Here is a 24144-nt window from a genome sequence, read left to right on the forward strand (position 1 = left end):
GACCGCCCGGCGGGCCGATCCGGAGCTCAGATCCCCAGGTCCTTGATGATCTTCGCCACGTGTCCGGTCGCCTTCACGTTGTACAGCGCCCGCTCGACCTTGCCCTCCTCGTCCACGACCACCGTGGAGCGGATGACACCGACGACCGTCTTGCCGTACAGCTTCTTCTCGCCGAAGGCCCCGTACGCCTCCAGGACCGTCTTGTCGGGGTCCCCGACCAGCGTGACCTTCAGGGACTCCTTCTCACGGAACTTGGCGAGCTTCTCGGGCTTGTCCGGGGAGACACCGATCACGTCGTAACCGGCACCCGCCAGCAGGTCCAGGTTGTCCGTGAAGTCGCAGGCCTGCTTCGTGCAGCCTGGAGTGAGGGCGGCCGGGTAGAAGTAGACGATGACCTTGCGGCCCTTGTGATCGGCGAGGGAGACCTCGTTGCCGTCGGCGTCGGGCAGGGTGAAGGCGGGGGCGGTGTCGCCGGGCTGGAGTCGCTCGCTCATCGGAACCTCACGTGGCCGGGGGGATGGAACGGATACGGAACGAGCGTAATGGGGGGTGCCGAGGGGTGCGGTCCGGTACGAACTGACAGACTGTCCGAATCAGGGAGTCACAACACGACCACGGAGGCAGCGCGGTGTCGGATACGTCGAGAACGCCGGATACCAGGACTCCGGCGCAGATCGAGGCGGACATCAAGCACCGCCGCACAACGCTCGCCGACACGCTCGACGAGATCGGCGTACGGGTGCACCCGAAGACGATCGTCGGAGACGCCAAGGCGAAGGTCGCCTCGAACATCGACCACACCCTGGGGCGCGCCTATGTCGGCGTCAACCGCGTCGTCGGCGATGTGAAGGGCCAGTTCGTGACGGAGGACGGCGCGCCCCGGCTGGAGCGCATCGTGCCGGTGGCCCTGGTCGCGGTCGGCCTCGTCGGACTGCTCGTCGTGGGCACGCGGCGCCGCAAGCGCTGACCCACGACCCACCCGCGTACGAAACCGGCCGGGACAGGTAGGTTCAGGGCGTGAGCGCCAACCGTGAAACGCACAGCACCCATGACGACAAGCTGCCCATCCGGATGCTGCACGACCGCGTGCTGGTACGGCAGGACGCCGCCGAGGGCGAGCGGCGCTCCGGCGGCGGCATCCTGATCCCCGCGACGGCGGCCGTCGGCCGCCGTCTCGCCTGGGCCGACGTCGTCGCGGTCGGGCAGAACGTCCGTACGGTGGAGCCCGGAGACCGGGTCCTGTACGACCCCGAGGACCGGGCCGAGGTCGAGGTGCGCGGGACCGCGTACGTACTCATGCGCGAGCGGGATCTGCACGCCGTGGCCGCGGACCGCTTCGAGGGCTCCGAGGACTCGACCGGCCTTTACTTGTAGGGCATACGCACCCCGAAAGGGGCCGGTGACCATGGTCACCGGCCCCTTTCGCCGTTCCTTGCTACGGTGGAGGGAACCCGACGAGACGCGCCGTACCGGGCCCAGCAAAGACGACGCAGCCCGCAACGCCGTCGTCTCCCGGAGGTACCTCCCATGGCCTGGGTCCTGCTGATCGTCGCCGGACTGCTCGAAGTCGGCTGGTCGGTCGGAATGAAGTACACCGACGGTTTCACCCGCCCGGTCCCCAGCGTCCTGACGGCCGCGGGCATCGTCGCGAGCATGGTCCTGCTGTCACAGGCGGCCAAGTCGCTCCCCATCGGCACCGCCTACGGCGTCTGGGTCGGCATCGGCGCGGCGGGCGCCGCGATCCTCGGCATGACCCTCCTGAACGAACCGGCGACAGCCGCCCGCATCTTCTTCATCTGCCTGCTCCTGGCCTCGGTAGTGGGCCTGAAGGCGACATCGGGCCACTGACCCACCCCGGAACCCGCCCCGCCCCCTCACCGGGCGTAACCGTCCGATTAACGGTTCGTTAGCCCATACGAGGTCGCGAACGTGCGGTCGAGAACGGAGGGGCAATGCCGGTAAGTCCGTACACCAAGGAGCGCCTGGCGGAGGCCGCTCGGACGTCGCGAACATTGTCGGAGGCATTGGGGAAATTGGGGGTGGATCCGGGGAGTTCTAGGCGGCATTACATCCGGGGGCGGATGAAGAAGCTGGGGGTGAATACGTCCCACTTCGAGCGGGATGGGGTCAAATGGACGCGAGAGATCCTTGAACCCGTGGTCGCCGTGTCCGTGAGCGTCAACGACGTCGTGCGTCGACTCGGACTTGATCCAGTCGGCGGTCACCACTCCAACATCGCCCGACGCATCAAGGCATGTGGGATTGACACCTCGCACTTCACGCCAGCGGTCCGAACCGAACGGATGAGGTACAACCAGCGCCGCCGCACTGCCGAGGAGATCCTCGCCAAGGATGCGTCGGCAGATGCCAGACGCATCCCGGGCCAACGACTCAAGAGGGCAATGCGCGAACTGGGTGTAGGGGAACGCTGCGCCCTGTGCGATACCGAACCGGTCTGGCTGGGGGAAACACTCCCGCTTGAGGTCGACCACATCGACGGCAACTGGCGCGACAACCGGGTCGAAAACCTTCGGTTCCTCTGCCCCAACTGCCACTCCACAACCGATAGTTACCGAGGACGGGGTAGGCAACGCGTCAGGGGCGGTGCTTGATGAGCAGCGGCGCGCGGTACACCCGCGAGCGATTGTCGCAAGCTGCCGAACAATGTTCCGACATCGACGAGGTCATCGTCTTCCTCGGGACCGAACCGTATGCCAATCTCCGCCGGTACCTCGCGAAGCGCTTCGCCGACTTCGGCATCGCCACCTCCCATTTCCGCCCCTGCGGCAGGCGCGCCCGGCCTCCGCACGACGAGTTGCGAGCGGCGATCGCCGAATCGTTCTCGATTACAGAGGTACTGCGCCGCCTGGGGCGCCCGGACAACGGCGCCCAGCGCGCGAAGCTACGCAAGTGGATCAACGATGATCGCCTGACAACCACGCATTTTCTGGGCCAGGCGCATCGGCGAGGAAAGCGGAGTGCGACCGCCCAACGTCCTGACGATGTTTTGGTACGCCACAACGGTACACATCGAATCAAAACCGCCCGACTACGGCGCGCCCTCTGTGCACTGGGCGTCCCCGAGCGGTGCACCAAGTGCGGCGTCGGCCCCGAGTGGCTCGGCAGACCCATGACGCTGGAAGTCGATCACATTAACGGAGACTGGCATGACAACCGGCGCGAGAATCTGCGGCTGCTGTGCCCCAACTGTCACGCGATCACGAGCACCTGGTGCAGGGGAGGCAGACCGACACTCCCGACTCCCGGTACGATGACAGGCGGCTAGCGGCGGTGGCGCAGTGGTGACGCAGCAGACTTAGGATCTGTGGCCCGTGAAACGGCTTGAGGGTTCGAATCCCTTCCGCCGCACCCTGAACGGCCTGCGAATCGAAAGATACGCAGGCCGTTTTTGTGTGCGCTCAGCCCAACAGCTCCCGCACCACCGGTACCAGTGCGCGGAACGCCTTGCCTCGGTGGCTGATCGCGTTCTTTTCCTCGGCCGACAGTTCGGCGCACGTACGTGACTCGCCCTCGGGCTGGAGGATCGGGTCGTAGCCGAAGCCGTTCGTGCCGGTGGGGATGTGGCGGAGGGTGCCGAGCAGTTGGCCCTCGACGACGCGTTCCGTGCCGTCCGGGAGGGCGAGGGCCGCCGCGCAGGCGAAGTGGGCGCCCCGGTGCGGGGCGTCGATGTCGGAGAGCTGGGCGAGGAGCAGGTCCAGGTTGGCCCGGTCGTCGCCGTGGCGGCCGGCCCAGCGGGCGGAGAAGATGCCGGGGGCGCCGTTGAGAACGTCGACGCACAGGCCCGAGTCGTCGGCGACGGCGGGCAGGCCGGTGGCCTGGGCGAGGGCGTGGGCCTTCAGCAGGGCGTTCTCGGCGAAGGTGACGCCGGTTTCCTTGACGTCGGGGATGTCGGGGTAGGCGTCCGCGCCGACGAGGTCATGGGTGAGCCCTGCGTCGGCGAGGATCGCCTTCAACTCGGTGAGCTTTCCGGCGTTGCGGGTGGCGAGGATCAGGCGGGTCATGGTCGCCAGTATCTCCGAGTCCGCCCCTGAGCCGGGCTCAGGCCGCCCCCGAGCCGGGTCCCGGCAGGGCCCTACGGCGTGCACACCTTCGTCAGTTCGCCCGCCGCGGCCGTGACGGGGCTGATGTCGGGGGTGGTGTCGCCGTTCTTGACGGCTGTGCGGACGTTGGCGACGGCCTTGTTCAGCTCTTCGACCGCCTTGTTGACGTCGGCGTTGTCGGTCTTGTCGCCGATCTTGTCGAGGTTGTTCTCGATGGCGTTGAGGGACGCGTCGGTCTGCGTCGGGTCGTTCGCCGCGTTCTCGACGGCCTGCTGGAGGTCGGTGACGCTGTCGGCTATCGAGTCGGCGGTCTGCACGCAGTCGAGCGCCTTGCTGACGGCGTCGCAGCCGACGACGGCCGGCAGGACGACGAGTGCGGCGACGACGGCGATTGTGGCGGTACGGCGGCGATTGCGGTGGCGCGCGGCCATGGAACGGTCCCTCCCCGTGGACGTGGTGTGGTGCGGCCGCACCGACCGCATCGCACCGGTCCGCTGTGCGGTCGGCCCGATCCGCCCGGAGGGGCCGGCGGGCGCACGGCTGGACCGTACGCCCGTACCCATAAGAACGCCAAGGGTTAACCGGCGGTTGCCTCTGAGGTCGATTCGAGTACCGCGCGCTGGATGGCGGCGAGTTCGTCGCAGCCCCCGACGGCGAGGTCCAGGAGGGCGTTGAGTTCCTTGCGGTCGAAGGGCTCGGCCTCGGCGGTGCCCTGGACCTCGACGAAGCGGCCGTCGCCGGTGCACACGACGTTCATGTCGGTGTCGGCCTTGACGTCCTCCTCGTAGCAGAGGTCGAGGAGAGGGACGCCGCCGACGATGCCGACGGAGACGGCGGAGACGGTGCCGGTGAGCGGCTTGCGGCCGGGCTTGATCAGCTTCTTGCCCTGGGCCCAGGTGACGGCGTCGGCGAGGGCGACGTACGCGCCGGTGATGGCCGCGGTGCGGGTGCCGCCGTCGGCCTGGAGGACGTCGCAGTCGAGGACGATGGTGTTCTCGCCGAGCGCCTTGTAGTCGATGACGGCGCGCAGCGAGCGGCCGATGAGGCGGCTGATCTCGTGGGTGCGGCCGCCGATCTTGCCGCGGACTGATTCGCGGTCGCCGCGGGTGTTGGTGGCGCGGGGGAGCATGGAGTATTCGGCGGTGACCCAGCCCTCGCCGCTGCCCTTGCGCCAGCGGGGGACGCCTTCGGTGACGGAGGCCGTGCAGAAGACCTTGGTGTCGCCGAAGGATACGAGGACGGAGCCCTCGGCATGCTTGCTCCAGCCACGCTGGATGGTGATGGGGCGCAGCTGTTCGGGGGTGCGGCCGTCGATTCGAGACATGGCGTCGAGCCTATCCGCACAGGTGTGAGGGGCTGCCCGCCGGTGGCGGAATCAGCCCCTCACGGGTGAGCCGGTGCGGCTCCTGAAGCGGTGTGCGGCCCGCTCGGGGGCCGGGGTGGCTTCAGTGGGTCCTGCAGGTCACATCATGTCTTCGATCTCGCCGGCGATGGGGTCCGCGTCGGTTCCGATGACGACCTGGATGGCGGTGCCCATCTTGACGACGCCGTGGGCGCCTGCGGCCTTCAGGGCGGCCTCGTCGACGAGTGAGGCGTCATGGACCTCGGTGCGGAGGCGGGTGATGCAGCCTTCGACCTCTTCGATGTTGTCGATGCCGCCGAGCCCGGCGACGATCTTCTCAGCCTTCGTGGCCATGTCCTACTCCCTGATCAGAACCGCTTTGTCGCAGTAACCCACAGTTGGCCCATCTTCGCGAGCGGCCATGTCGTGGGTGCCGAAGGATGGCGATCACGACAGAGCGACCCGTCGCCGACTGGTCTACACCAGTTGGCGGGCGGTCGCCAAACCGGCCCGCCCGGAGGACGCCCATGAGTGCCGTAAGCGATGTGTCTCCAGCGCGTGCCCGTTGGCACAAGGCGTTCCAGGGGCTGCAGAAGATGGGCCGCAGCCTGCAGTTGCCGATCGCCGTGCTCCCGGCGGCGGGCATTTTGAACCGGCTCGGTCAGCCGGATGTGTTCGGTGCGGACGGGCTCGGCTGGGACAACCTGTCGAAGGTGATCGGCGCGGCGGGTGGCGCGTTGCTGGACGGCAACCTCGGGCTGCCGATGCTGTTCTGTGTCGGCGTGGCCATCGGTATGGCGAAGAAGGCGGACGGCTCGACGGCCTTGGCGGCGGTCGTGGGTTTCCTCGTGTACTACAACGTGCTGCGCGCGTTTCCGGAGACCTGTCCGGGCGGGAGCGTCCAGATCAAGCTGGGCTGCCAGTTGGAGGATGCCTCGGTCGTCGATTTCACGTACCAGAACCCCGGGGTGTTCGGCGGTATCGCCATCGGGCTGATGTCGGCGTACTTCTGGGCGCGCTACCACCGGACGAAGCTGGTGGACTGGCTCGGCTTCTTCAACGGGCGCCGTCTGGTGCCGATCATCATGGCGTTCGTGGCCATCGCGTTCGCCTCGCTGTGCCTGTGGGTGTGGCCGCCGATCGGTGACGCGCTGGAGAACTTCAGCGACTGGCTGGTCGGGTTGGGGGCGTGGGGTTCGGGTGTGTTCGGTCTGACCAACCGGGCTCTGCTGGTGATCGGTCTGCACCAGTTCCTGAACGTGCCCATCTGGTTCCAGTTCGGCAGTTTCACCAAGCCGGACGGCCAGGTCGTGCACGGTGACATCAACATGTTCCTGGCGGGCGACCCCGACGCGGGGCAGTTCCTCACGGGCTTCTTCCCGATCATGATGTTCGCGCTGCCGGCGGCCGCGCTCGCGATGACGCACACCGCGAAGCCGCATCGGCGCAAGGAGATCGGCGGTCTGATGCTGTCGGTGGCGCTGACGTCGTTCGTCACGGGCATCACCGAGCCGATCGAGTACTCGTTCCTGTTCATCGCGCCGCTGCTGTACGCGATCCACGCGGTCCTCACGGGTGTGTCGATGGCGGTGACGTGGGGGCTCGGTGTGCACGACGGCTTCAGTTTCTCCGCCGGCCTGATCGACTACGTCATCAACTGGAACCTGGCGACGAAGCCGTGGCTGATCATTCCGATCGGGCTGTGCTTCGGCGCGGTGTACTACGCGATCTTCCGGTTCGCGATCACGAAGTTCGATCTGAAGACTCCGGGGCGGGAGCCGGAGGAGGACGTCGAGGACACCACGAAGGCGTAGCCTCCCCGCCGGGCCGCAGGCCCCGCACATCGAAAGGCCCCTGGACCAGCCGGTCCGGGGGCCTTCGCCATGACCGGAATCGCCTCTTCCCGTTATGGCCCAGGCCACAAAATTCGTGGGTTCCTTATCTGGCCTTCACCGTGCTAGAAACAGGTCTACACCACTGGTGGTGTAGACCACATGGTCGCTGCCGACCCCTGTCACACCCTTTCCCGTCCCCCGGCAGCGCCCGGCGCATGGAGGAACTATGAGCACCGCCACCGTCTCGGCGGCACCCGCGAAGAAGCGGGGATCCGGCCTGTTCCAGGGCCTGCAGAAGGTCGGCCGCAGCCTGCAGCTGCCGATCGCCGTGCTTCCGGCGGCGGGCATCCTGCTCCGCCTCGGCCAGCCGGACGTATTCGGCAAGGACGGCCTCGGCTGGAACAAGGTCGCGGCCGTCTTCGCCACCGCCGGCGACGCGGTGTTCAGCAACCTGCCGCTGCTGTTCTGCGTCGGTATCGCCATCGGCTTCGCCAAGAAGGCCGACGGCTCCACGGCACTGGCCGCCCTTGTCGGCTTCCTGGTCTACAAGAACGTGCTGACCGCGTTCCCCATCACCGACGCCAAGGTGACCAAGGGCGCGGACATCGCCGCGACGTACAACGACCCGAAGGTCCTCGGCGGCATCGTCATGGGCCTGATAGCCGCCGTCACCTGGCAGCGGTTCCACCGCACCAAGCTGCCCGACTGGCTCGGCTTCTTCAACGGCCGCCGCCTGGTGCCGATCCTGATGGCCTTCATCGGCACCGCCGTCGGCGTCTTCTTCGGCCTGGTCTGGGAGCCCATCGGCGACATCATCACCAACTTCGGTGAGTGGATGACGGGTCTCGGCGCTGTCGGCGCGGGCATCTTCGGCGCGATCAACCGCGCACTGCTCCCGGTCGGCATGCACCAGTTCGTCAACACGGTCGCCTGGCAGGAGATCGGCTCGTACAAGGACCCCTCGGGCGCCCTGTGGCACGGTGACCTGCCCCGCTTCTTCCACGGCGACCCGACCGCCGGTCAGTTCATGACCGGATTCTTCCCCATCATGATGTTCGCGCTGCCGGCCGCCGCCCTGGCGATCACGCACACCGCCCGCCCCGAGCGCCGCAAGGTCGTCGGCGGCATGATGATGTCGCTCGCGCTCACCTCGTTCGTCACGGGCATCACCGAGCCGATCGAGTTCGCGTTCATGTTCATCGCGCCGGTCCTGTACGTGATCCACGCGGTCCTGACCGCCCTGTCGATGGCGATCACCTGGTCCCTGGGCGTGCACCACGGCTTCAGCTTCTCGGCCGGTGCGATCGACTACTTCCTGAACTGGAACCTGGCCACCAAGCCCTGGATGATCATCCCGATCGGTCTGGTCTTCGCGGCGGTCTACTACGTGGTCTTCCGCTTCGCGATCACCAAGTTCAACCTCCCCACCCCGGGCCGTGAGCCCGAGGAGGAGGTCGAGGACCTCACGAAGGCGTGAGTCGTCCTTCCTTACGGCCGAAGGCCCCCGGAACCGCCTGGTTCCGGGGGCCTTCGTGCGCGCTGAAGCCGTCAGATCTCGTACGTCGCCCCCGGCACCGCCAGATCCACCGGGCCCTCGTACGCCGAGCGGGCGTCCGTCAGGTTGGTGTCGGCGTCCGTCCACGGGGGGATGTGGGTGAGGACGAGGCGGCGGGCGCCCGCGCGGGCGGCGGTCTCGCCGGCCTCCAGGCCGTTGAGGTGGAGGCCGGGGATGTTCTCCTTGCCGTGGGTGAACGCGGCCTCGCACAGGAACAGGTCCGTGTCGCGCGCGAGTTCGTCCAGGGCATCGGTCACCCCCGTGTCACCGGAGTACGTCAACGACCGTCCGCCGTGCTCCACCCGGATGCCGTACGCCTCCACCGGGTGCGCCACCCGTTCGGTGTGCACGATGAAGGGGCCGACCTCGAACGTGGACGGCTTGACCGTGTGGAAGTCGAAGACCTCGCTCATGGACGAGGCGCTGGGGGTGTCGGCGTAGGCCGTGGTGAGCCGGTGCTCGGTGCCTTCGGGGCCGTAGACCGGGAGCGGGTCGCAGCGGCCGCCGTCGTGCCGGTAGTAGCGCGCGACGAAGTAGGCGCACATGTCGATGCAGTGGTCGGCGTGCAGATGGCTCAGGAAGATCGCGTCGAGGTCGTAGAGACCGCAATGGCGCTGCAGCTCGCCCAGGGCACCGTTGCCCATGTCGAGAAGCAGCCGGAAGCCGTCGGCCTCTAGGAGGTAGCTCGAGCAGGCCGATTCCGCGGACGGGAACGACCCCGAGCAGCCGACGACGGTGAGCTTCATAAAACAGAAACCTCCGCTGGCGGGTAACAGCTGGAAACGGGGAGGACGGGGGTCGTGCGGTCCGTCGAGCGTAAGGCGCAAAAGGACGGGTCGCTCCTCCGCCAGGGGCCGTTGTGGGCGAACTCACCTGTGCTGTCACCGGTTCGGATGGACCTGAGGAGTGGTGTTTGGATCAGTTCGGACGGCCCGTCGGACACCGGGGTCGTCCCAGGGCGGGCGCGGTCACGCGCGCGCCGGTACCTTCTTTGCTGTGGACACGTCCTGGTGGCTCGCGTTGGCGGCGGTGGTGCTGCTCGCGCTGGTCGTGACGCTGGTGGACGGCTGGGGGCGCCGCGGGCGCCGGCCGGCCGGGCGGACGCGTCCGCCGGGCCGGGGCGGACCGCGCCGGGGCGGAGGGCGGCGCGAGGGGCAGGCGCCGCGGGCGGCGGAGATCTGGTGGGCGAACGTCCCCTACGAGGACGGGCCGGGGGCCAAGGACCGGCCCTGTCTGGTGCTGGTGGTGCGCGGGAAGCGGGTGACCGTCGCGAAGATCACCAGCAAGTACCACGACGAACGGCCGGGGGTGATCCCGCTGCCCCCGGGAACCGTGGGTGACGCCCACGGGCGGCCGAGCTTCCTGGAGACGGACGAGTTGCGCGAGGTGCCGGTGGGCGACTTCCGGCGCCGGGTCGGTGTGGTGGATCCGGTTCTGTGGGACCAGGTCCGTTACCTGGCCCGCTGAGCCGCTCTCCCGCCCGGGTGGAGAACGCGAGAACGCGGAAGAGCGCGGGGACCGTCGATCGGTCCCCGCGCCCTTCGTCACGGCTGGTGCGGCCGGTACGGCAGGTGCCGTGTCCGGGCCAGGGCCAGGCGGACGGGAATTGTCAGGCAGGCCCTACGCCCAGAGCTGGCCCTGGAGTGTCTCGATGGCCTCTTCCGTCGTCGCCGCCGTGTAGACGCCGGTGGACAGGTACTTCCAGCCCCCGTCCGCGACCACGAAGGCGATGTCGGCCGGCTCTCCGGCCTTGACGGCCTTGTTGCCGACGCCGATCGCGGCGTGCAGCGCGGCTCCGGTGGAGACGCCCGCGAAGATGCCCTCCTGCTGGAGGAGTTCCCGGGTGCGGGTGACCGCGTCCGCGGAGCCGACGGAGAAGCGGGTGGTGAGGACGGAGGCGTCGTACAGCTCCGGTACGAAGCCCTCGTCCAGGTTCCTGAGCCCGTAGACCAGGTCGTCGTAGCGCGGCTCCGCGGCGACGATCTTGACGTCCGGCTTGTGCTCGCGCAGGAAGCGGCCGACGCCCATGAGGGTGCCGGTGGTGCCGAGTCCCGCCACGAAGTGGGTGATGGACGGGAGGTCGGCGAGGATCTCGGGGCCCGTCGTGGCGTAGTGGGCGCCGGCGTTGTCCGGGTTGCCGTACTGGTAGAGCATCACCCAGTCCGGGTGCTGCGCGGAGAGTTCCTTGGCGAGACGGACGGCGGTGTTGGAACCGCCGGCGGCCGGGCTGGGGATGATCTCGGCGCCCCACATGCCGAGCAGGTCACGGCGTTCCTGCGAGGTGTTCTCGGGCATCACGCAGACCATGCGGTAGCCCTTGAGCTTCGCCGCCATGGCCAGCGAGATGCCGGTGTTGCCGCTGGTCGGCTCCAGGATCGTGCAGCCCGGCGTCAGACGGCCGTCCTTCTCCGCCTGCTCGATCATGTGGAGGGCCGGCCGGTCCTTGACGGAGCCGGTCGGGTTGCGGTCCTCCAGCTTCGCCCAGATACGGACGTCCGCGGACGGCGACAGCCGCGGCAGGCGCACCAGAGGGGTGTTGCCCACCGCGGCGAGCGGGGAGTCGTAGCGCATGGGTGGCCAGGGTCCGATCAGACCATGCCGCCGGCGACGGCCGGCAGGATCGTGACGCTGTCGCCGTCGGTCAGCTTGGTGTTGATGCCGTCGAGGAAGCGGACGTCCTCGTCGTTGAGGTAGACGTTGACGAAGCGGCGCAGTTCGCCGTCGTCCACGATCCGGGCCCGGATGCCCGCGTGACGGGTGTCGAGGTCGGTGAACAGCTCGGCAAGGGTCGCCCCGCCGCCCTCGACGGCCTTCTTGCCGTCGGTGTAGGTGCGGAGGATGGTGGGGATGCGGACCTCGATGGCCATGGTTGCGGGCTCCTGTCGGAAGGAAAGTCAGGTCGGACGACGCGCGGCAGCGCGGGCAGGGCAGGGGGTACGCCGGTTGCGGAGCCGCGGCTCTCCGGCCGTACGCGGCGGCGGGTCAGCGCGTACAGATGGCGCTCTGCAGCCTGCAGAGGTCGACGTGCAGCCGCGCGACGAGCAGCATGCCCGGCGTCTTGTCGCTCACGTCGTTCAGAACCATGGGCTCATCGTATCGATTCCCGGTACGGGCCCTGGAGTGTGATCTCGCATTCCGGACGCTTTTGGGTCGATGGGTGAGATCAGTAGCTCTCTACGACCTTGACCTCCTCCTCCGTGACCTCACCCTCCACGATCCGGTACGAGCGGAACTGGAAGGGACCGGCGTCGTCGGTGTCCGCCGTGGAGACCAGGACGTAGTGCGCGCCGGGCTCGTTCGCGTACGCGAGGTCGGTGCGGGAGGGGTAGGCCTCGGTCGCGGTGTGCGAGTGGTAGATGACGACGGGCTCCTCGTCGCGGTCGTCCATCTCGCGGTAGAGCTTGAGCAGATCGCCGGAGTCGAACTCGTAGAACGTGGGCGAGCGCGCGGCGTTGAGCATCGGGATGAAGCGCTCGGGGCGGTCGGTGCCCTCGGGTCCCGCGACGACGCCGCACGCCTCGTCGGGGTGGTCCTGGCGTGCGTGGGTGACGATCTGGTCGAACAGGGCCTCGGTGATGGTCAGCATGCTGGTCAGGATAGACAGAAGGGCCGTCCCGTACCGAGGCGTGGTACGGGACGGCCCGAATGCCGGACGTCCTGAGCGGTGACCCGGGGGCCGGACATCCGTGGCGTGGTCAGCCGACCTTCTCGAGCTCCGGCTCGCGGCGTTCGGTGACCTGGGGGTTGCGCGCCTTGAGGATCGCCCAGCCGGCGGCCAGTGCGGCGGCCCAGCCGGCCATCACGTACAGGCAGATACGGGAGTCCGCGTCGTAGGCGATCAGGCCGGTGACGAAGAGCAGGAACGCGACCGCGACGTAGCTGCACTTGGCGCCGCCGGGGGCGGGGAAGGACGAGGCCGGGAGCCGGCCCGCGTCGACCGCGCGGCGGTAGCGGATGTGGCTGACCAGGATCATCAGCCAGGTCCAGATGCCCGCTCCGGTGGCCACCGAGGTGACGTACTGGAAGGCCTTCTCGGGGACGACGTAGTTCAGGACCACGCCGATGCCCATGAAGAGGACCGAGATCGTGATGCCGAGCGCCGGGGTCTTGGTCGCGGACAGCTTGCTGAAGCCCTTGGGGGCCTCGCCGTTGTCGGCGAGGTTGCGCAGCATGCGGCCCGTGGAGTACATGCCCGAGTTGCAGGAGGACAGGGCGGCGGTGAGGACCACGAAGTTGACGATGCCGGCGCCGGCCGGGATGCCGATCACGGCGAACGCCTTCACGAAGGGGCTCACCCCCGGCATGAACTCGGTCCACTTCACGACGCAGAGGATGACCGTGAGGGCGCCGACGTAGAAGAGGGCGATGCGCCACGGGAGGGTGTTGATGGCCTTGGGGAGCGTCTTCTCGGGGTTCTCGGACTCGCCCGCCGTGACGCCGACGAGCTCGACGGCGAGGTAGGCGAACATGACGCCCTGGAGGGTCATCAGGGACGAGCCGATGCCGTTGGGGAAGAAGCCGTCGAACTGCCAGAGGTTGCCGACGGCCGCGGTGTCACCGGCGGAGCTGAAGCCGAAGGTGATCACGCCCAGGCCGATCACGATCATGCCGATGAGGGCCGTGACCTTGACCATCGAGGCCCAGAACTCGATCTCTCCGAAGAGCTTCACCGAGATCAGGTTGGCCACGAACAGCACGACCAGGAAGACCAGCGCCGACACCCATTGGTGGATCGACGGGAACCAGTAGTTGACGTAGATCGCGGCGGCGGTCAGTTCCGCCATGCCGGTGACCACCCACATCAGCCAGTAGGTCCAGGCCGTGAAGTAGCCGAAGAACGGGCCGAGGAACTCGCGGGAGTACTCCGCGAAGGAGCCCGAGACCGGGCGGTAGAGCAGGAGCTCGCCGAGCGCCCGCATGATGAAGAAGATGATCACGCCCGCGAGGGCGTACATGAGGATGAGACTGGGTCCCGCCTTGGCGATGTTCGCCCCGGCGTTCAGGAAGAGGCCGACGCCGATGGCGCCGCCGATCGCGATCATCTGGACCTGACGGCTGCCGAGCCCGCGCTCGTACCCCTCTTCGGGGGCGTCGCCGCCCACGGCCTCACTGCCGTCGCGACTCTTGTCGACCTGCGATGAGGTCATGTCTGGTGCGCCTTTCTCCATACCGGTCCGAGCCAGTGCCTTGGCTTCGAATCGGCTTCCGATCCCCCCGGACAGGTGGAGCTTGTGCCTGGCCGGCGGTCCGCCGGCTCGGTGGCGCACCCGGCGGGACATGGGTGGTGTCCTGCCGGGCGGTCGTGAAGATCTATCACGGTGGCGGCGTTGATCGGTTGCGGCGCATGTTGCGCAGACCACAGGGAGAACCGGACAAAACGATGAACCGCGCCCTAAAGGGCGCGGTTACGGTGACATGATCGTTATCCGGATTTGAGCGTCCGCTGAGCGAACGCGCGACGGGTCACGCAGGGCTGCGCATCCCGGCGGATCAGGGCAAAAGGGTGGCGACGAGGGTCTCCTGGAGGCCGCCGAGCCAGAGGTAGGCCATCACCATCGGCTTGCGGGGGTCCTCGTCGGGGAGGCGGTAGAGGAGGTCGGTGTCCTCCTCGTCGACGACGTCGAGCCGCGAACCGATGGCCAGACGCAGGTCGTTCAGGGCGCGCAGCCACTGCTCGGACTGCGCGGCGGTCAGTTCCAGGACCGCTCCGCCGTCGCCGCCGGGCGTCAGCGCGTCCAGCGAGCGGATCACCGTGAGGGCGTTCTCGCGCTTGCCCGCGCGCAGGTCGTTCTCGGTGAAACGGCGGAACTCGGCGGAGTGGGCGTGCTGCTCCTCGGCCTGCTCGGGCGTGTCGGCCTGGACGCCGGGGCCGCTGTAGGCGTCGGGGAACAGGCGCTTGAGCACCGGGTCGCTCGGCGGCTCGCTGGGGCCCTCGGCGAACAGCTCGGCGAGCGGGTCGGCGGAGGCGTTCTCCGCGGGGCCGGGACCGATGAGCTCCAGGAGCTGGACGGCGAGGGAGCGGATGATGGAGATCTCGACCTCGTCGAGCGCGACGGCCGCGCCGCCGCCGGGGATCGGTTCGAAGTGTCCGGGCATGGAGTGAGTTCGCTACTTCCGGTCCTGCGGGCGGTCGGTTGACAGGGGGCCGGCTACTTCCGGTCCTGCTGAAGGGTGGCCCACAGACCGTAGCCGTGCATGGCCTGCACGTCGCGCTCCATCTCCTCGCGCGTGCCGCTGGAGACGACGGCCCTGCCCTTGTGATGGACGTCCATCATCAGCTTGGTGGCCTTGTCCTTGGAGTAGCCGAAGTACGTCTGGAAGACATACGTCACGTAGCTCATGAGGTTGACCGGGTCGTTGTGGACGATCGTGACCCAGGGGACGTCCGGCTCGGGTACGGCGAAGACCTCCTCCACCGACTCGGTCTTCTCGATCTCTAGAGGTGCGGGAGCCGTCACATCGCCCATGCTCCCACCAGAGGGGGTCACCCGCATAAACGGGCCCCGGAACAGGTGCTCGGGCGCTCCGGGAATCACCGGGCCCCTAGAAATCGTCAAACTGACGAAATGGGGGTACGATCGCCGCCATGAACACAGCGGACCTTGGGCTGCCGGTGGAAGTTCCCTCTACGGCGCTCTTCACCGACCAGTACGAGCTGACGATGCTGCAGGCCGCGCTCGCGGCCGGGACCGCCGAGCGGCGCTCGGTCTTCGAGGTCTTCACCCGGCGGCTGCCCGAAGGACGGCGCTACGGAGTCGTCGCGGGCACCGGACGTGTCCTCGACGCCGTCGAGAACTTCCGGTTCGACCCGGACGTCCTCGGTTTTCTGCGCGAGCACGGGATCGTGGACGAGCCGACCGTCGAGTGGCTCGCCTCCTACCGCTTCGACGGGGACATCTGGGGCTACCCCGAGGGCGAGGTGTACTTCCCGGGCTCGCCCCTCCTGCGGGTCGAGGGCAGCTTCGCCGAGTGCGTGCTCCTGGAGACGGTGATCCTCTCGATCCTCAACCACGACTCCGCCATCGCGGCCGCCGCCTCCCGCATGTCCTCCGCCGCGGGCAGCCGGCCGCTGATCGAGATGGGCGCCCGGCGCACCCACGAGCTGGCCGCGGTGGCCGCCTCGCGAGCCGCGTACATCGGCGGGTTCACCAGCACCTCCGACCTGGCCGCCGGCTTCCGCTACGGCATCCCGACCGTGGGCACCTCCGCGCACGCCTTCACCCTCCTGCACGATCAGGAGCGGGACGCCTTCCGGGCCCAGGTGGACTCGCTGGGCCGCGGCACCACGCTGCTCGTGGACACCTACGACGTCGCCGAGGCGGTCCGCACGGCCGTCGAGGTCGCCGGGCCCGGACTCGGCGCGGTGCGCATCGACTCCGGCGACCTGCTGCTCGTCGCCCACCGGGTGCGCCGGCAGCTCGACGAGCTGGGCGCGACCGAGACGAAGATCGTCGTGACCTCCGACCTCGACGAGTACGCCATCGCCTCGCTCGCGGCGGCCCCCGTGGACGCGTACGGCGTCGGTACCCAGCTCGTGACGGGATCCGGCCATCCCACGTGCTCGATGGTCTACAAACTGGTCGCCCGCGCCGAGTCGGCGGACCCGAAGGCACCGCTGGAGCCGGTGGCCAAGAAGTCCACGGGCGGCAAGACGTCCATCGGCGGCCGCAAGTGGGCCGCACGGCGGCTGGACGGGCAGGGGGTCGCGGAGGCCGAGGTGATCGGCGTCGGGCCGGTGCCCGCCGAGCTGGCCGACCGGCAGCTCCTGGTCCAGTTGGTCAAGGGCGGACAGGTCCTGGCCCGCGAACCGCTCGACGTCGTACGCGACCGGCACGCGGTGGCCCGCGCCCGGCTGCCGCTGTCGGCGACCCAGCTGTCGCGCGGCGAGCCGGTGATCCCCACCGAATACCTCTGAGACGCCCGGGGCGGATGGTGCGGGTGTTACCGGGGTGGCACCACGCATGAACCCTCGGTGAGCGGGAATGCAACGGCAGCGGGCCCGCACGGGCCGTCGAAGCCGAATGCCCCCTCCCGCACGACCCCGGAACTCTCTAGGCTCGGAAGTTCAACGGCCGGGCCCGCACCCTTGTCTGCCGCCCCCCATAGCCGAAGGACACAGCCCATGCGCCGCGCCTTGATCGTCGTAGACGTGCAGAACGACTTCTGCGAGGGAGGCAGCCTCGCCGTGGCCGGGGGCGCCGATGTGGCCGCCGCGGTCACGGAGCTGATCGGACAGGCGCCCGCCGGCTACCGGCACGTGGTCGCCACCCGCGACCTGCACATCGCTCCGGGCGGCCACTTCGCCGACAACCCCGACTACGTGCACTCCTGGCCCGCGCACTGTGTGGCCGGCACCGAGGGGGTGGGCTTCCACCCGAACTTCGCCCCGGCCGTCGCCTCCGGCGCGATCGACGCGGTCTTCGACAAGGGCGCCTACGCGGCGGCGTACAGCGGCTTCGAGGGTGCCGACGAGAACGGGCTGGCCCTGGGCGACTGGCTGCGCGCCCGCGGGATCGGCGAGGTGGACGTGGTCGGCATCGCGACCGACCACTGCGTGAAGGCGACCGCCCTGGACGCGGCGCGGCAGGGCTTCCGCACGACCGTGCTGCTGGACCTGACGGCCGGGGTGGCGGAGGAGACGACGCAGCGGGCGCTGGAGGAGCTGCGTACCGCGGGGGTCGAGCTCACGGGCAAGCCCGTGGTCTAGCCGGCCGCCGCACCCGCACGTCCGCCGCGCCCGCCGAACCTGCACACGTCCGCGGCACCCGTCACAACGAGTCAGGACGAGTCACGGCGAAGCGCAACGCATCACGCCGAGTCACGGCAAGTCACGGCGATGCGGCAACGCGTCGCACCGAATCGCAAGGCGTCACGCCGAGTCGCACCGGGCGCCACCGGGCGCCACCGGGTCACGCCTCGCCCGTCCCGGCCCGCCTCCGCGCGGTCACGGCTGGGGTGCCGGGCGTCTGAGCAGCGTCCTGACCGGGTGCCACAGCTCCTGGCTGAGCTCGGTGCAGCCGCTCTCGGGGGCCGTGCGCCATATGAGCCCGTCGGGGTGGTGCAGGACCGCGGTGATCTCGTCGGGGGTCGGCGGGGCCGCGTTGCCCCGCAGGTAGACGGCGCGCATGCCCAGGTTCCGCAGCCGTGTCAGGGCGCGGGCCCGGTTCGGGGCGACGACCAGGAAGCGCACGCAGCCGCCCGCCCCACCCGCCGGACTGGGCAGGTTCAGCGCCACGACGACGCTGCCGTTGGGCAGTCTGCAGAAGCCTCCTGCGGCCATTCGGTCATACCCCCGTGCACTTCGGTGTCGATGTCGATGTCAATAAGCCAGGCACAGGAGGCACCTAAACACGATCGGCGGCAACCCGCCAGGGGTTGCCGCCGATACGCTTCTGACCTGCGGAAATGCCGTTACTTCACCGCGGGGCCGACCTTGAGGGAGATCGTCGAGCCATCCTTGGCCTGCTTGACGATCTCGATCTTGGTGTTGGTGTCAGTGATCTTGACACCGCCGGTCGGGTTCCGGTTGTCGTAGTAGTCGCTGGTGTGGTCGTTGAAGACCGACACACCCTTCGACGACGGGATCTTCGTGGCGACGTCGGCGCTGTGCAGCGTGAGACCACCCGTGCGGTACAGGCTGAACGGCGAGTCGTAGGCCTGGATGCGGTTGCGCATCAGCGTGCCGTTGTCCCACCACAGAGCCTTGGAGTGCGAGTCGACCGGAAGGGCGAGGCCGACACCCGGGTGCTGGCTGGTGTTGTTGTCCGCCTGCGAGGTGTCCCACTTCCAGATCAACAGGCCGGTCTGGTAGGCGTAGTGCTCCACCCAGTCCGGACGGGTCGTCGAGAAGCCGAAGTTGTACGGGCCGACCTTGAGGGTCTTGTCGTACGAGACGTACTGGCGGTTCTCCGCGAGGTAGTACTGCGCGTAGTCCTTGGTGAACGAGGCGCCGATGCGGGAGAAGCCGGCGGCGGTCCAAGCGGCGTCGGCCGACTCGGCGTTGTCCGAGAAGAGCGCGGTGCCGTCGGCGGTGACGCTGATCTCGTCGGCCGCGAAGCCCTTCAGCGCCACGCCGCCGTCGCTCTGGTAGCGGAAGCGGACGTCGATCTTCTTGCCCGCGTAGGCGTCGAGCGGGTACGCCAGCTTCGCGTACGCGTCGATGGTGCCGGTGAGGGCGGGCTTGTCGCTGCCGTCACGCGGGATGGCGGCGCCGTCCACCGTGCCGTCGAGAGCGGTCCAGTTGGCGCCGCCGTCGGTCGAGACCTCGGTGTAGAGGTAGTCGTAGTTCGCCTCGATGTCGTACCAGCCGTCGAGGGTCAGCTTCGCCGACGACTTGCCCGTGAGGTCCACGGACCGGGTCAGCGTGTTCTTCAGGTTGTCACCGCTGCCGCTCCACCACTGGGTCGAGCCCTGCGCGGGGTTCACGACCGTGGTCGTGACCGCCTTCTCCGGCAGGGAGACGACGAGCGCCTGCTTGTCGAAGGTGTTGTACTCGGCGACGCCCAGCTTGTGCGTGGACTGCTTGCCGGCCTTGGCGGTGTCGTAGTTCAGCCAGCCGAGCTGGAGCTTGTCCCAGGCGTTGAAGTCGCCGGGGAGGTCCCCGATGGACTGCTTGCCGGTGCCGAGCCAGGAGCCCGAGGACATCAGGGTCCAGAAGCCGGTGGAGTTGTCGCCGCCGGCGGTGTCGTAGTGGTCCGGCAGACCGAGGTCGTGGCCGTACTCGTGGGCGAAGACGCCGAGTCCGCCGTTCTCCGGCTGGATGGTGTAGTCGCCGACCCAGATGCCGGTGTCGCCGATCTGGGCGCCGCCGAGCTTGTTGTCGCCCGGACCCGTGGCGCCCGCGTCGGTGCCGAACGCGTACCAGCGGTGAGCCCAGATGGCGTCCTCGCCCTGAACACCGCCGCCCGCGGACTCGTCCTCACCGGCGTGCACGATCTGGAAGTGGTCGATGTAGCCGTCGGGCTCGTTGAAGTTGCCGTCGCCGTCGAAGTCGTAGCGGTCCCACTGGTCGAACTGGGTCAGGTCCGCCTTGATGGCCGCGTCGGTCCGGCCGGCCGCCTTCTGCTGGGCGACCCAGGAGGTGACGCCGTCCTTGACGACGTTCCACACGCTCGGGCAGTTCGTGCTTCCGCAGGCGTTGTTGCCGTAACGGGCCTCGTTGTACGGCACCTTGACCCAGTCGGCGACCTCGCCGTCGACCGAGTAGCGGCCCGAGGACTGCGTCTCGTAGAACTTCTTCATCGACTCGACGTTCTTGCCGGTGCCGAAGTAGAGGTCCTGGAAGTGCTTCTGGTTGTAATCCGCCTGCCAGGCCGTGCTGTTGTCCTTCTTGCGGTCCGGCGCGGCGATCGTGTTGTGCGCGGGACCGGCGGTGCCGCCGAACTTGGGGTCCGTCTGGTCGCCGAACTCGACAAGAATCGTGAAGATCTTGTCGGTCTTCTCGCGGCCGAGCTCGACGTACTTGCTGTCGCCCTTCTTGGACTTCAGCTGGACAACCTGCGAGCCGTTGCGCTTCTGCACCTTGGCGTCGCCGGATATCACCTGGTTCAGCGCCTCCTGGCGCTGGGCGTTCTGGGTCTTGCTCAGCGGGCCGTCGAGGTCGTGATCGACCGTGTTCCTGACCGGCTGCGGGTCGTGGCGGTCCACGACCGGTGAAGCGGCGGCCGAGTCGGCCTGCGCCACGGCGTACGTCGAGAACGTGGCGGTGGCCGCCGCGAGGGCGACGCCCACCGCTGCTGCTCTGAACGTCCATGGTCTGTTGGTCACTTGATGTCCTCCCCCGCGCACGTTCACGCGGAGGGGGTTCCGGGTCATGGAGGTCCGCGAGCGTCTGCGCGATTCAAGTGACGACATTTGACCGGAGTTACGAAAGAAAAAACAGATCTTGACTTGAACCTGGCAAGTGCGTTATGCGGAGCCTCCGTTCGGTATCCGGACGGCTCCGAAACCTGCCAACCGGCGCGCTTTCAGGCCTACTTGATGGGCCCGGTGACTCCGTGCGCCCCCTGTGCACCGGCACCGTGGGTAAGGTCACGCTTACCGGACGTTCCAGTCGGGCATGCAGGCGAATAGAGTCGATTGGCGAAGCGTCGGAAGTCGGCGGAGAGCCACGTCGACACCGTTGTCTCACCCCCGACATCTATCCGCACCCTCCCCCATCGCGAGAGGCACCGGGGGGAGAACCCCCATCCGAGGACACGATTGCCATGCCTCGTCCGACCGCCGCACAGCTCGCCTACGGTTCCTGCACCGTGATCTTCTCCACTCTCGCCATGCTGCTGCTGTCACAGACGAGTTCGAGTCTGGGGATCGTGCTGATCACCCTCTCGGCGCTCGCTCTCGGACTGCTGGTGGCCATGACCGTCCCGATGCCGAAGCCCTCGCCGTCCGCGACGGCGGCCGTCGTGCGCGAGCGGGTTCCGGCGCGGCGCGAGACCGCGTCCGTGCCCGTGTCCGTGTCCGTGTCGGCGTCCGTGTCGGCGTCCGTGTCGGCGCCCTCGGCGCCCGAGCCGGTGCGCGAACCGGCGGGGCCCTGAAGCCGCGTACACGAGCCCGCGCTCCCCGGTTCCCCGGCGGGCCGCCGGCACCCCGGACGCTCCGGCCTCGTACCAGAACGGCGGGCCCGTGAACCACGAGCCCGCCGTTCTGGTGTGCGCACTCGCCGCGCGGCCCGTCGTCCGGCCGCCGTCCCGTACCGCGAGGCAGTCCACCGGCCGTCAGCCGGTGTCGACCACCACCGTCTTGGCCGCCTTGTCGTGCAGGCCCTGCTTGTAGGGCTTGTCGAAGAAGCTCCAGCCGCCCGCGATCGCCGTCCAGATGCAGGCGCAGCAGAACGCGAACGGAATCCACAGCACCAGGGCGCGGACCAGGGACGTCTGCACGGAGGGTGTCGAGCCGTTGTCGAGGTTGGCGACCCGGTGGTTGAACAGCCGCTTGCCGAGGGTCTGGCCCGTCTTGCTGATCATCACGGTGTCGTACGTCACATAGAGCACCGCGGCCACCAGGGACTGCCCGAGCGACTTGCCGTACTCGATCTTGTTCGAGTCCATGTTGTACTCGGTGACCCCGAGCGCCCAGGACAGCAGCCACACCACGATGCCCACCAGGATCATGTCCAGGATCCTGGCCAGCACCCGCTTCCCGCTGTCCGCGAGCGGCGGCATGCCGGCGAGCGGGTCGCCGCCGTAGGGGCCGCCACCGCCGTACGGGTCTCCGGCTCCCGGGGGCGGTCCGCCGCCCTCGCCGTAGGGGCCGCCGCCGAACGGGGGCGGTTCGCTGCCGTAGGGCGGGGTCCGATCGCCGGGCACAGGCGGGGGGTCGTACGGGGAGCCCGTGCCCTCACCCGGCGGGGGTTGCTTCCTGAACGGGTCGTCGTCCGGTGGCCCGCCGGGGGCCGGGGGCGGCGGTTCGCTGCTCATGGCCCGAGTCGACCGCGAACCCCCCGGCTCCGCATCCGGCGAAGGGCCGTCCGGGGGACGGGACTACCGGGCCGGGCCCGCCACGAACGTGTGCGCCGCCTTGTCGTGCCAGCCCTGGCTCCAGGGCTTGTCGAACAGGCACCACACGACACCCGCGAGACCGACGACCAGCAGACACGGCACGCTGAGGACGAGCCAGCGGACCAGGGCCCGTCCGAAGGCCGGCGGTTCGTGGCCCTCGATGTCGCGCACCTCGAGGCCGCACAGCTTCTTGCCGAGGGTGCGGCCCCATCTGACGGTCGGCAGGACCTCGTAGAGGACGCCGAAGACCAGCAGTACGGCGAGGACGGCGCCGAGGCAGGAGGCGGTCGTGCCGTCGAGGAGCCAGACGGTGACCTTCTCGCCCGACAGCTTGGCCGCGTCGATCTTCTCCTCGATGTGGTCGACCGCCCTGGTGCCCAGCGGCACGGCGGCCGCCGCGGTGACACCGGCGATGACGACGGTGTCCAGCAGCCGGGCGGCCAGCCTTCTGCCGAGCCCGGCCGGGCGGGCCGACGCCTGCCGGCGCGCGGCCGCCTGGAACACGTCGTCGACCGGCGGCTTCCACGGCGGGACGCGCTGTCCGTCCTCGGCCGGGTCACCCGCGAGCCGGTGCACCTGCTGGGCCCAGGAGGGTTGACCGCCACCGGCCCCGGAGGCCACGGGCGTGGTGCCACCGGGCTGTTGGGGGACGGCGGGGGCGGGTGCGGGAGCAGGTGCCGGGGCGGGTGCGGGTGCGGGTGCGGCCTCCGCCGCCGACGCCTGCGCGGCGGCGCCCGGGGCGGCCGGCCAGGCTTCGAAGCCGTCTACGGCCGGCGCGGAGGGGCCGGGTGCGGCCGTCGGGCGGCCGGTCGCGGCGGGTGCGGTCGACGGGCCGGACGCGGTGGACACGCCCGGCGCGTCCGCCGAGCTTGTGCTCCCGCCCTGGCGCTCCGTACGCGGGGAGGGCGCACGGAACGCCGTGTCACCCGCGGCGGGCACGGGGACCCCTGTCCCGGGCCCGCTCCGGCCGTCGGCTCCGCCCGGACTCGCCTCGCCCGTACGGCTCGTGGCGCCCGCGGCTTCCGCGCCGTCCGGGCCCGCGGACGGCACCGGACCGGTGGGACGGCGGAAGACCACGGGACCCGCGGCCGCCGGGGGCCGGGAGGCGGAGCCGGAGTCGGAGGTGGGCGGAATCGTCGTCGTGCCGTCCGCGTGCGCGGAGGCCCCGTCGGGCCGGCTCACCGCGTCGGCGGGTCCCGTGGCACGCGGGTCGGACCCCTTCGGCGCGCCCCAGGACACCCGGCGGTCCTGGTCGCCGCCGAAGCCGGACTGGCGGGAGCGGTCGGCGCCCCACGAGGCGGCGGGTTCGGGCCGGCTGCCGTGCTGGGACTCGGCGGGGGCGGGCTGCTGGGGCTCGGCGGGGGCGGGGTGGTGGAGCTGCGGGTCCTCGTCGAAGAAGTGCGGACCCGTCTCCTCCGCTGCGGGGGTGCCCGTCCGCCCGCGGGAGGACGTGGACTCGGGGGAGGACGCGGGAGCGGGCACATGCGCGGAACGCACGGCGGCTGGCGGGGCGAGCGCCTCGCCGCCCGACGGTGCCGGGCGGCTCGTGCCCGGCACCCAGGCGGCGCCGTTCCAGTACCGGACGTATCCGGGGATGGAGGGGTCCGGGTAATAGCCCTCGCGGGGCTTGTCGTCACCGGGGGCCGGGGTTGGGGCGCTCATGTCCGTCGTCCCGTATCTGCTCGGGGGTCGTGTGGGAGGTCCACATCTACCAGACCGGCGCACGCGTCACGTCCGGTCCCGCCGTACCCACTCCTTTCGGGCAAGGTTCCTTCCCCCTCTTGCGGCCGGACGTCCGAGGCTGTTCGCGGTGTGCCCGAAGGGGGCCGAAGCGGGCCCGAAAGAATTCTCC

General features: G+C 69.3%; 28 protein-coding genes, 1 tRNA gene and 1 riboswitch. Of the genes, 12 read left to right on the top strand and 17 right to left on the bottom strand.

What is annotated here, in order from left to right; genetic code table 11:
* Positions 1-26 precede the first annotated feature (26 nt).
* A complete protein-coding gene (bcp, locus tag OG410_RS16780) occupies positions 27-494 on the bottom strand; it encodes a thioredoxin-dependent thiol peroxidase (protein ID WP_037619171.1) in 468 nt (155 codons plus the stop codon).
* 134 nt (positions 495-628) lie between these two features.
* Between bcp and OG410_RS16785 the strand changes: the two genes are divergently transcribed.
* The 6 genes from OG410_RS16785 to OG410_RS16810 all read left to right on the top strand — a co-directional run bounded on the left by OG410_RS16785 (position 629) and on the right by OG410_RS16810 (position 3369).
* Positions 629-967: a DUF3618 domain-containing protein gene (locus tag OG410_RS16785; protein WP_329299906.1), complete on the top strand. Its 339-nt coding sequence runs from the start codon at positions 629-631 to the stop codon at positions 965-967.
* Positions 968-1071: 104 nt separating this feature from the next.
* Positions 1072-1374, top strand: coding sequence for a GroES family chaperonin (locus OG410_RS16790; protein ID WP_326790934.1), 303 nt, complete (start codon positions 1072-1074; stop codon positions 1372-1374).
* Positions 1375-1424: 50 nt separating this feature from the next.
* A riboswitch (guanidine-III (ykkC-III) riboswitch) is annotated at positions 1425-1494 on the top strand.
* 33 nt (positions 1495-1527) lie between these two features.
* Complete coding sequence (locus OG410_RS16795; protein ID WP_329299907.1) at positions 1528-1848, top strand: DMT family transporter; 321 nt, start codon at positions 1528-1530, stop codon at positions 1846-1848.
* 104 nt (positions 1849-1952) lie between these two features.
* Complete coding sequence (locus tag OG410_RS16800) at positions 1953-2612, top strand: HNH endonuclease signature motif containing protein (protein WP_329299908.1); 660 nt, start codon at positions 1953-1955, stop codon at positions 2610-2612.
* A complete protein-coding gene (locus OG410_RS16805) occupies positions 2612-3286 on the top strand; it encodes an HNH endonuclease signature motif containing protein (RefSeq protein WP_329299909.1) in 675 nt (224 codons plus the stop codon). Before OG410_RS16800 ends, OG410_RS16805 begins: the two co-directional genes overlap by 1 nt.
* A tRNA-Leu gene (locus OG410_RS16810) sits at positions 3286-3369 on the top strand. Before OG410_RS16805 ends, OG410_RS16810 begins: the two co-directional genes overlap by 1 nt.
* 50 nt (positions 3370-3419) lie before the next feature.
* On the opposite strand, the gene rdgB is transcribed toward OG410_RS16810, so the two are convergent.
* The 4 genes from rdgB to OG410_RS16830 all read right to left on the bottom strand — a co-directional run bounded on the left by rdgB (position 3420) and on the right by OG410_RS16830 (position 5757).
* Positions 3420-4022 (bottom strand): RdgB/HAM1 family non-canonical purine NTP pyrophosphatase, encoded by a 603-nt coding sequence (gene rdgB, locus OG410_RS16815; protein ID WP_329299910.1) that lies wholly within the window; start codon positions 4020-4022, stop codon positions 3420-3422.
* A 71-nt stretch (positions 4023-4093) separates the two neighbouring features.
* Positions 4094-4492 (bottom strand): hypothetical protein, encoded by a 399-nt coding sequence (locus tag OG410_RS16820; protein WP_329299911.1) that lies wholly within the window; start codon positions 4490-4492, stop codon positions 4094-4096.
* Positions 4493-4638: 146 nt separating this feature from the next.
* A complete protein-coding gene (rph, locus tag OG410_RS16825) occupies positions 4639-5385 on the bottom strand; it encodes a ribonuclease PH (protein WP_329299912.1) in 747 nt (248 codons plus the stop codon).
* Between the two features lie 138 nt (positions 5386-5523).
* A complete protein-coding gene (locus OG410_RS16830; protein WP_069920430.1) occupies positions 5524-5757 on the bottom strand; it encodes a glucose PTS transporter subunit EIIB in 234 nt (77 codons plus the stop codon).
* 173 nt (positions 5758-5930) lie between these two features.
* Between OG410_RS16830 and OG410_RS16835 the strand changes: the two genes are divergently transcribed.
* Both OG410_RS16835 and OG410_RS16840 read left to right on the top strand, forming a co-directional pair.
* Complete coding sequence (locus OG410_RS16835) at positions 5931-7217, top strand: PTS transporter subunit EIIC (RefSeq protein WP_329299913.1); 1287 nt, start codon at positions 5931-5933, stop codon at positions 7215-7217.
* Between the two features lie 247 nt (positions 7218-7464).
* Positions 7465-8715, top strand: coding sequence for a PTS transporter subunit EIIC (locus OG410_RS16840; RefSeq protein WP_329299914.1), 1251 nt, complete (start codon positions 7465-7467; stop codon positions 8713-8715).
* A 71-nt stretch (positions 8716-8786) separates the two neighbouring features.
* Here OG410_RS16840 and OG410_RS16845 read toward each other — a convergent pair whose 3' ends face one another.
* Positions 8787-9539: an MBL fold metallo-hydrolase gene (locus tag OG410_RS16845; protein ID WP_329299915.1), complete on the bottom strand. Its 753-nt coding sequence runs from the start codon at positions 9537-9539 to the stop codon at positions 8787-8789.
* Between the two features lie 250 nt (positions 9540-9789).
* Between OG410_RS16845 and OG410_RS16850 the strand changes: the two genes are divergently transcribed.
* Positions 9790-10260 carry a type II toxin-antitoxin system PemK/MazF family toxin gene (locus tag OG410_RS16850; protein WP_329299916.1) on the top strand — a complete coding sequence of 157 codons (471 nt, stop codon included), beginning with the start codon at positions 9790-9792 and terminating at the stop codon, positions 10258-10260.
* A gap of 153 nt (positions 10261-10413) precedes the next feature.
* On the opposite strand, the gene OG410_RS16855 is transcribed toward OG410_RS16850, so the two are convergent.
* The 7 genes from OG410_RS16855 to clpS form a co-directional block, all read right to left on the bottom strand.
* On the bottom strand, positions 10414-11364 hold the full coding sequence (locus tag OG410_RS16855; protein WP_328669348.1) for a PLP-dependent cysteine synthase family protein: 951 nt from the start codon (positions 11362-11364) through the stop codon (positions 10414-10416).
* Positions 11365-11381: 17 nt separating this feature from the next.
* Positions 11382-11660 carry a MoaD/ThiS family protein gene (locus OG410_RS16860; RefSeq protein ID WP_329299917.1) on the bottom strand — a complete coding sequence of 93 codons (279 nt, stop codon included), beginning with the start codon at positions 11658-11660 and terminating at the stop codon, positions 11382-11384.
* A gap of 115 nt (positions 11661-11775) precedes the next feature.
* Positions 11776-11877, bottom strand: coding sequence for a putative leader peptide (locus tag OG410_RS16865; protein WP_326787503.1), 102 nt, complete (start codon positions 11875-11877; stop codon positions 11776-11778).
* A gap of 79 nt (positions 11878-11956) precedes the next feature.
* The gene (locus tag OG410_RS16870) at positions 11957-12379 is read right to left on the bottom strand and encodes a M67 family metallopeptidase (protein ID WP_329299918.1); all 423 of its coding nucleotides are present in this window, start codon (positions 12377-12379) and stop codon (positions 11957-11959) included.
* A gap of 109 nt (positions 12380-12488) precedes the next feature.
* Entirely contained in the window at positions 12489-13940 is a 1452-nt protein-coding gene (locus OG410_RS16875; RefSeq protein WP_329299919.1) for an amino acid permease, read from the bottom strand.
* A gap of 343 nt (positions 13941-14283) precedes the next feature.
* Complete coding sequence (locus OG410_RS16880; RefSeq protein WP_329299920.1) at positions 14284-14889, bottom strand: DUF2017 domain-containing protein; 606 nt, start codon at positions 14887-14889, stop codon at positions 14284-14286.
* A gap of 53 nt (positions 14890-14942) precedes the next feature.
* Positions 14943-15260, bottom strand: a complete 318-nt coding sequence (gene clpS, locus OG410_RS16885; protein WP_329299921.1) for an ATP-dependent Clp protease adapter ClpS — start codon at positions 15258-15260, stop codon at positions 14943-14945.
* A 119-nt stretch (positions 15261-15379) separates the two neighbouring features.
* Between clpS and OG410_RS16890 the strand changes: the two genes are divergently transcribed.
* Positions 15380-16708, top strand: coding sequence for a nicotinate phosphoribosyltransferase (locus OG410_RS16890; protein WP_329299922.1), 1329 nt, complete (start codon positions 15380-15382; stop codon positions 16706-16708).
* Positions 16709-16915: 207 nt separating this feature from the next.
* Complete coding sequence (locus tag OG410_RS16895; protein WP_329299923.1) at positions 16916-17500, top strand: isochorismatase family protein; 585 nt, start codon at positions 16916-16918, stop codon at positions 17498-17500.
* Positions 17501-17737: 237 nt separating this feature from the next.
* Here the strand turns inward: OG410_RS16895 and OG410_RS16900 are convergent, their stop codons facing one another.
* Positions 17738-18073, bottom strand: a complete 336-nt coding sequence (locus OG410_RS16900) for a hypothetical protein (RefSeq protein WP_329299924.1) — start codon at positions 18071-18073, stop codon at positions 17738-17740.
* Between the two features lie 131 nt (positions 18074-18204).
* Positions 18205-20559, bottom strand: a complete 2355-nt coding sequence (locus OG410_RS16905) for an immune inhibitor A domain-containing protein (RefSeq protein WP_329299925.1) — start codon at positions 20557-20559, stop codon at positions 18205-18207.
* Between the two features lie 440 nt (positions 20560-20999).
* Between OG410_RS16905 and OG410_RS16910 the strand changes: the two genes are divergently transcribed.
* On the top strand, positions 21000-21329 hold the full coding sequence (locus OG410_RS16910) for a hypothetical protein (protein WP_329299926.1): 330 nt from the start codon (positions 21000-21002) through the stop codon (positions 21327-21329).
* Between the two features lie 180 nt (positions 21330-21509).
* On the opposite strand, the gene OG410_RS16915 is transcribed toward OG410_RS16910, so the two are convergent.
* Entirely contained in the window at positions 21510-22211 is a 702-nt protein-coding gene (locus tag OG410_RS16915) for an RDD family protein (RefSeq protein ID WP_329299927.1), read from the bottom strand.
* 63 nt (positions 22212-22274) lie between these two features.
* Entirely contained in the window at positions 22275-23954 is a 1680-nt protein-coding gene (locus OG410_RS16920) for an RDD family protein (protein ID WP_329299928.1), read from the bottom strand.
* Between the last annotated feature and the right edge of the window lie 190 nt (positions 23955-24144).

Source organism: Streptomyces sp. NBC_00659 (genome assembly GCF_036226925.1).
Taxonomy (GTDB): domain Bacteria; phylum Actinomycetota; class Actinomycetes; order Streptomycetales; family Streptomycetaceae; genus Streptomyces.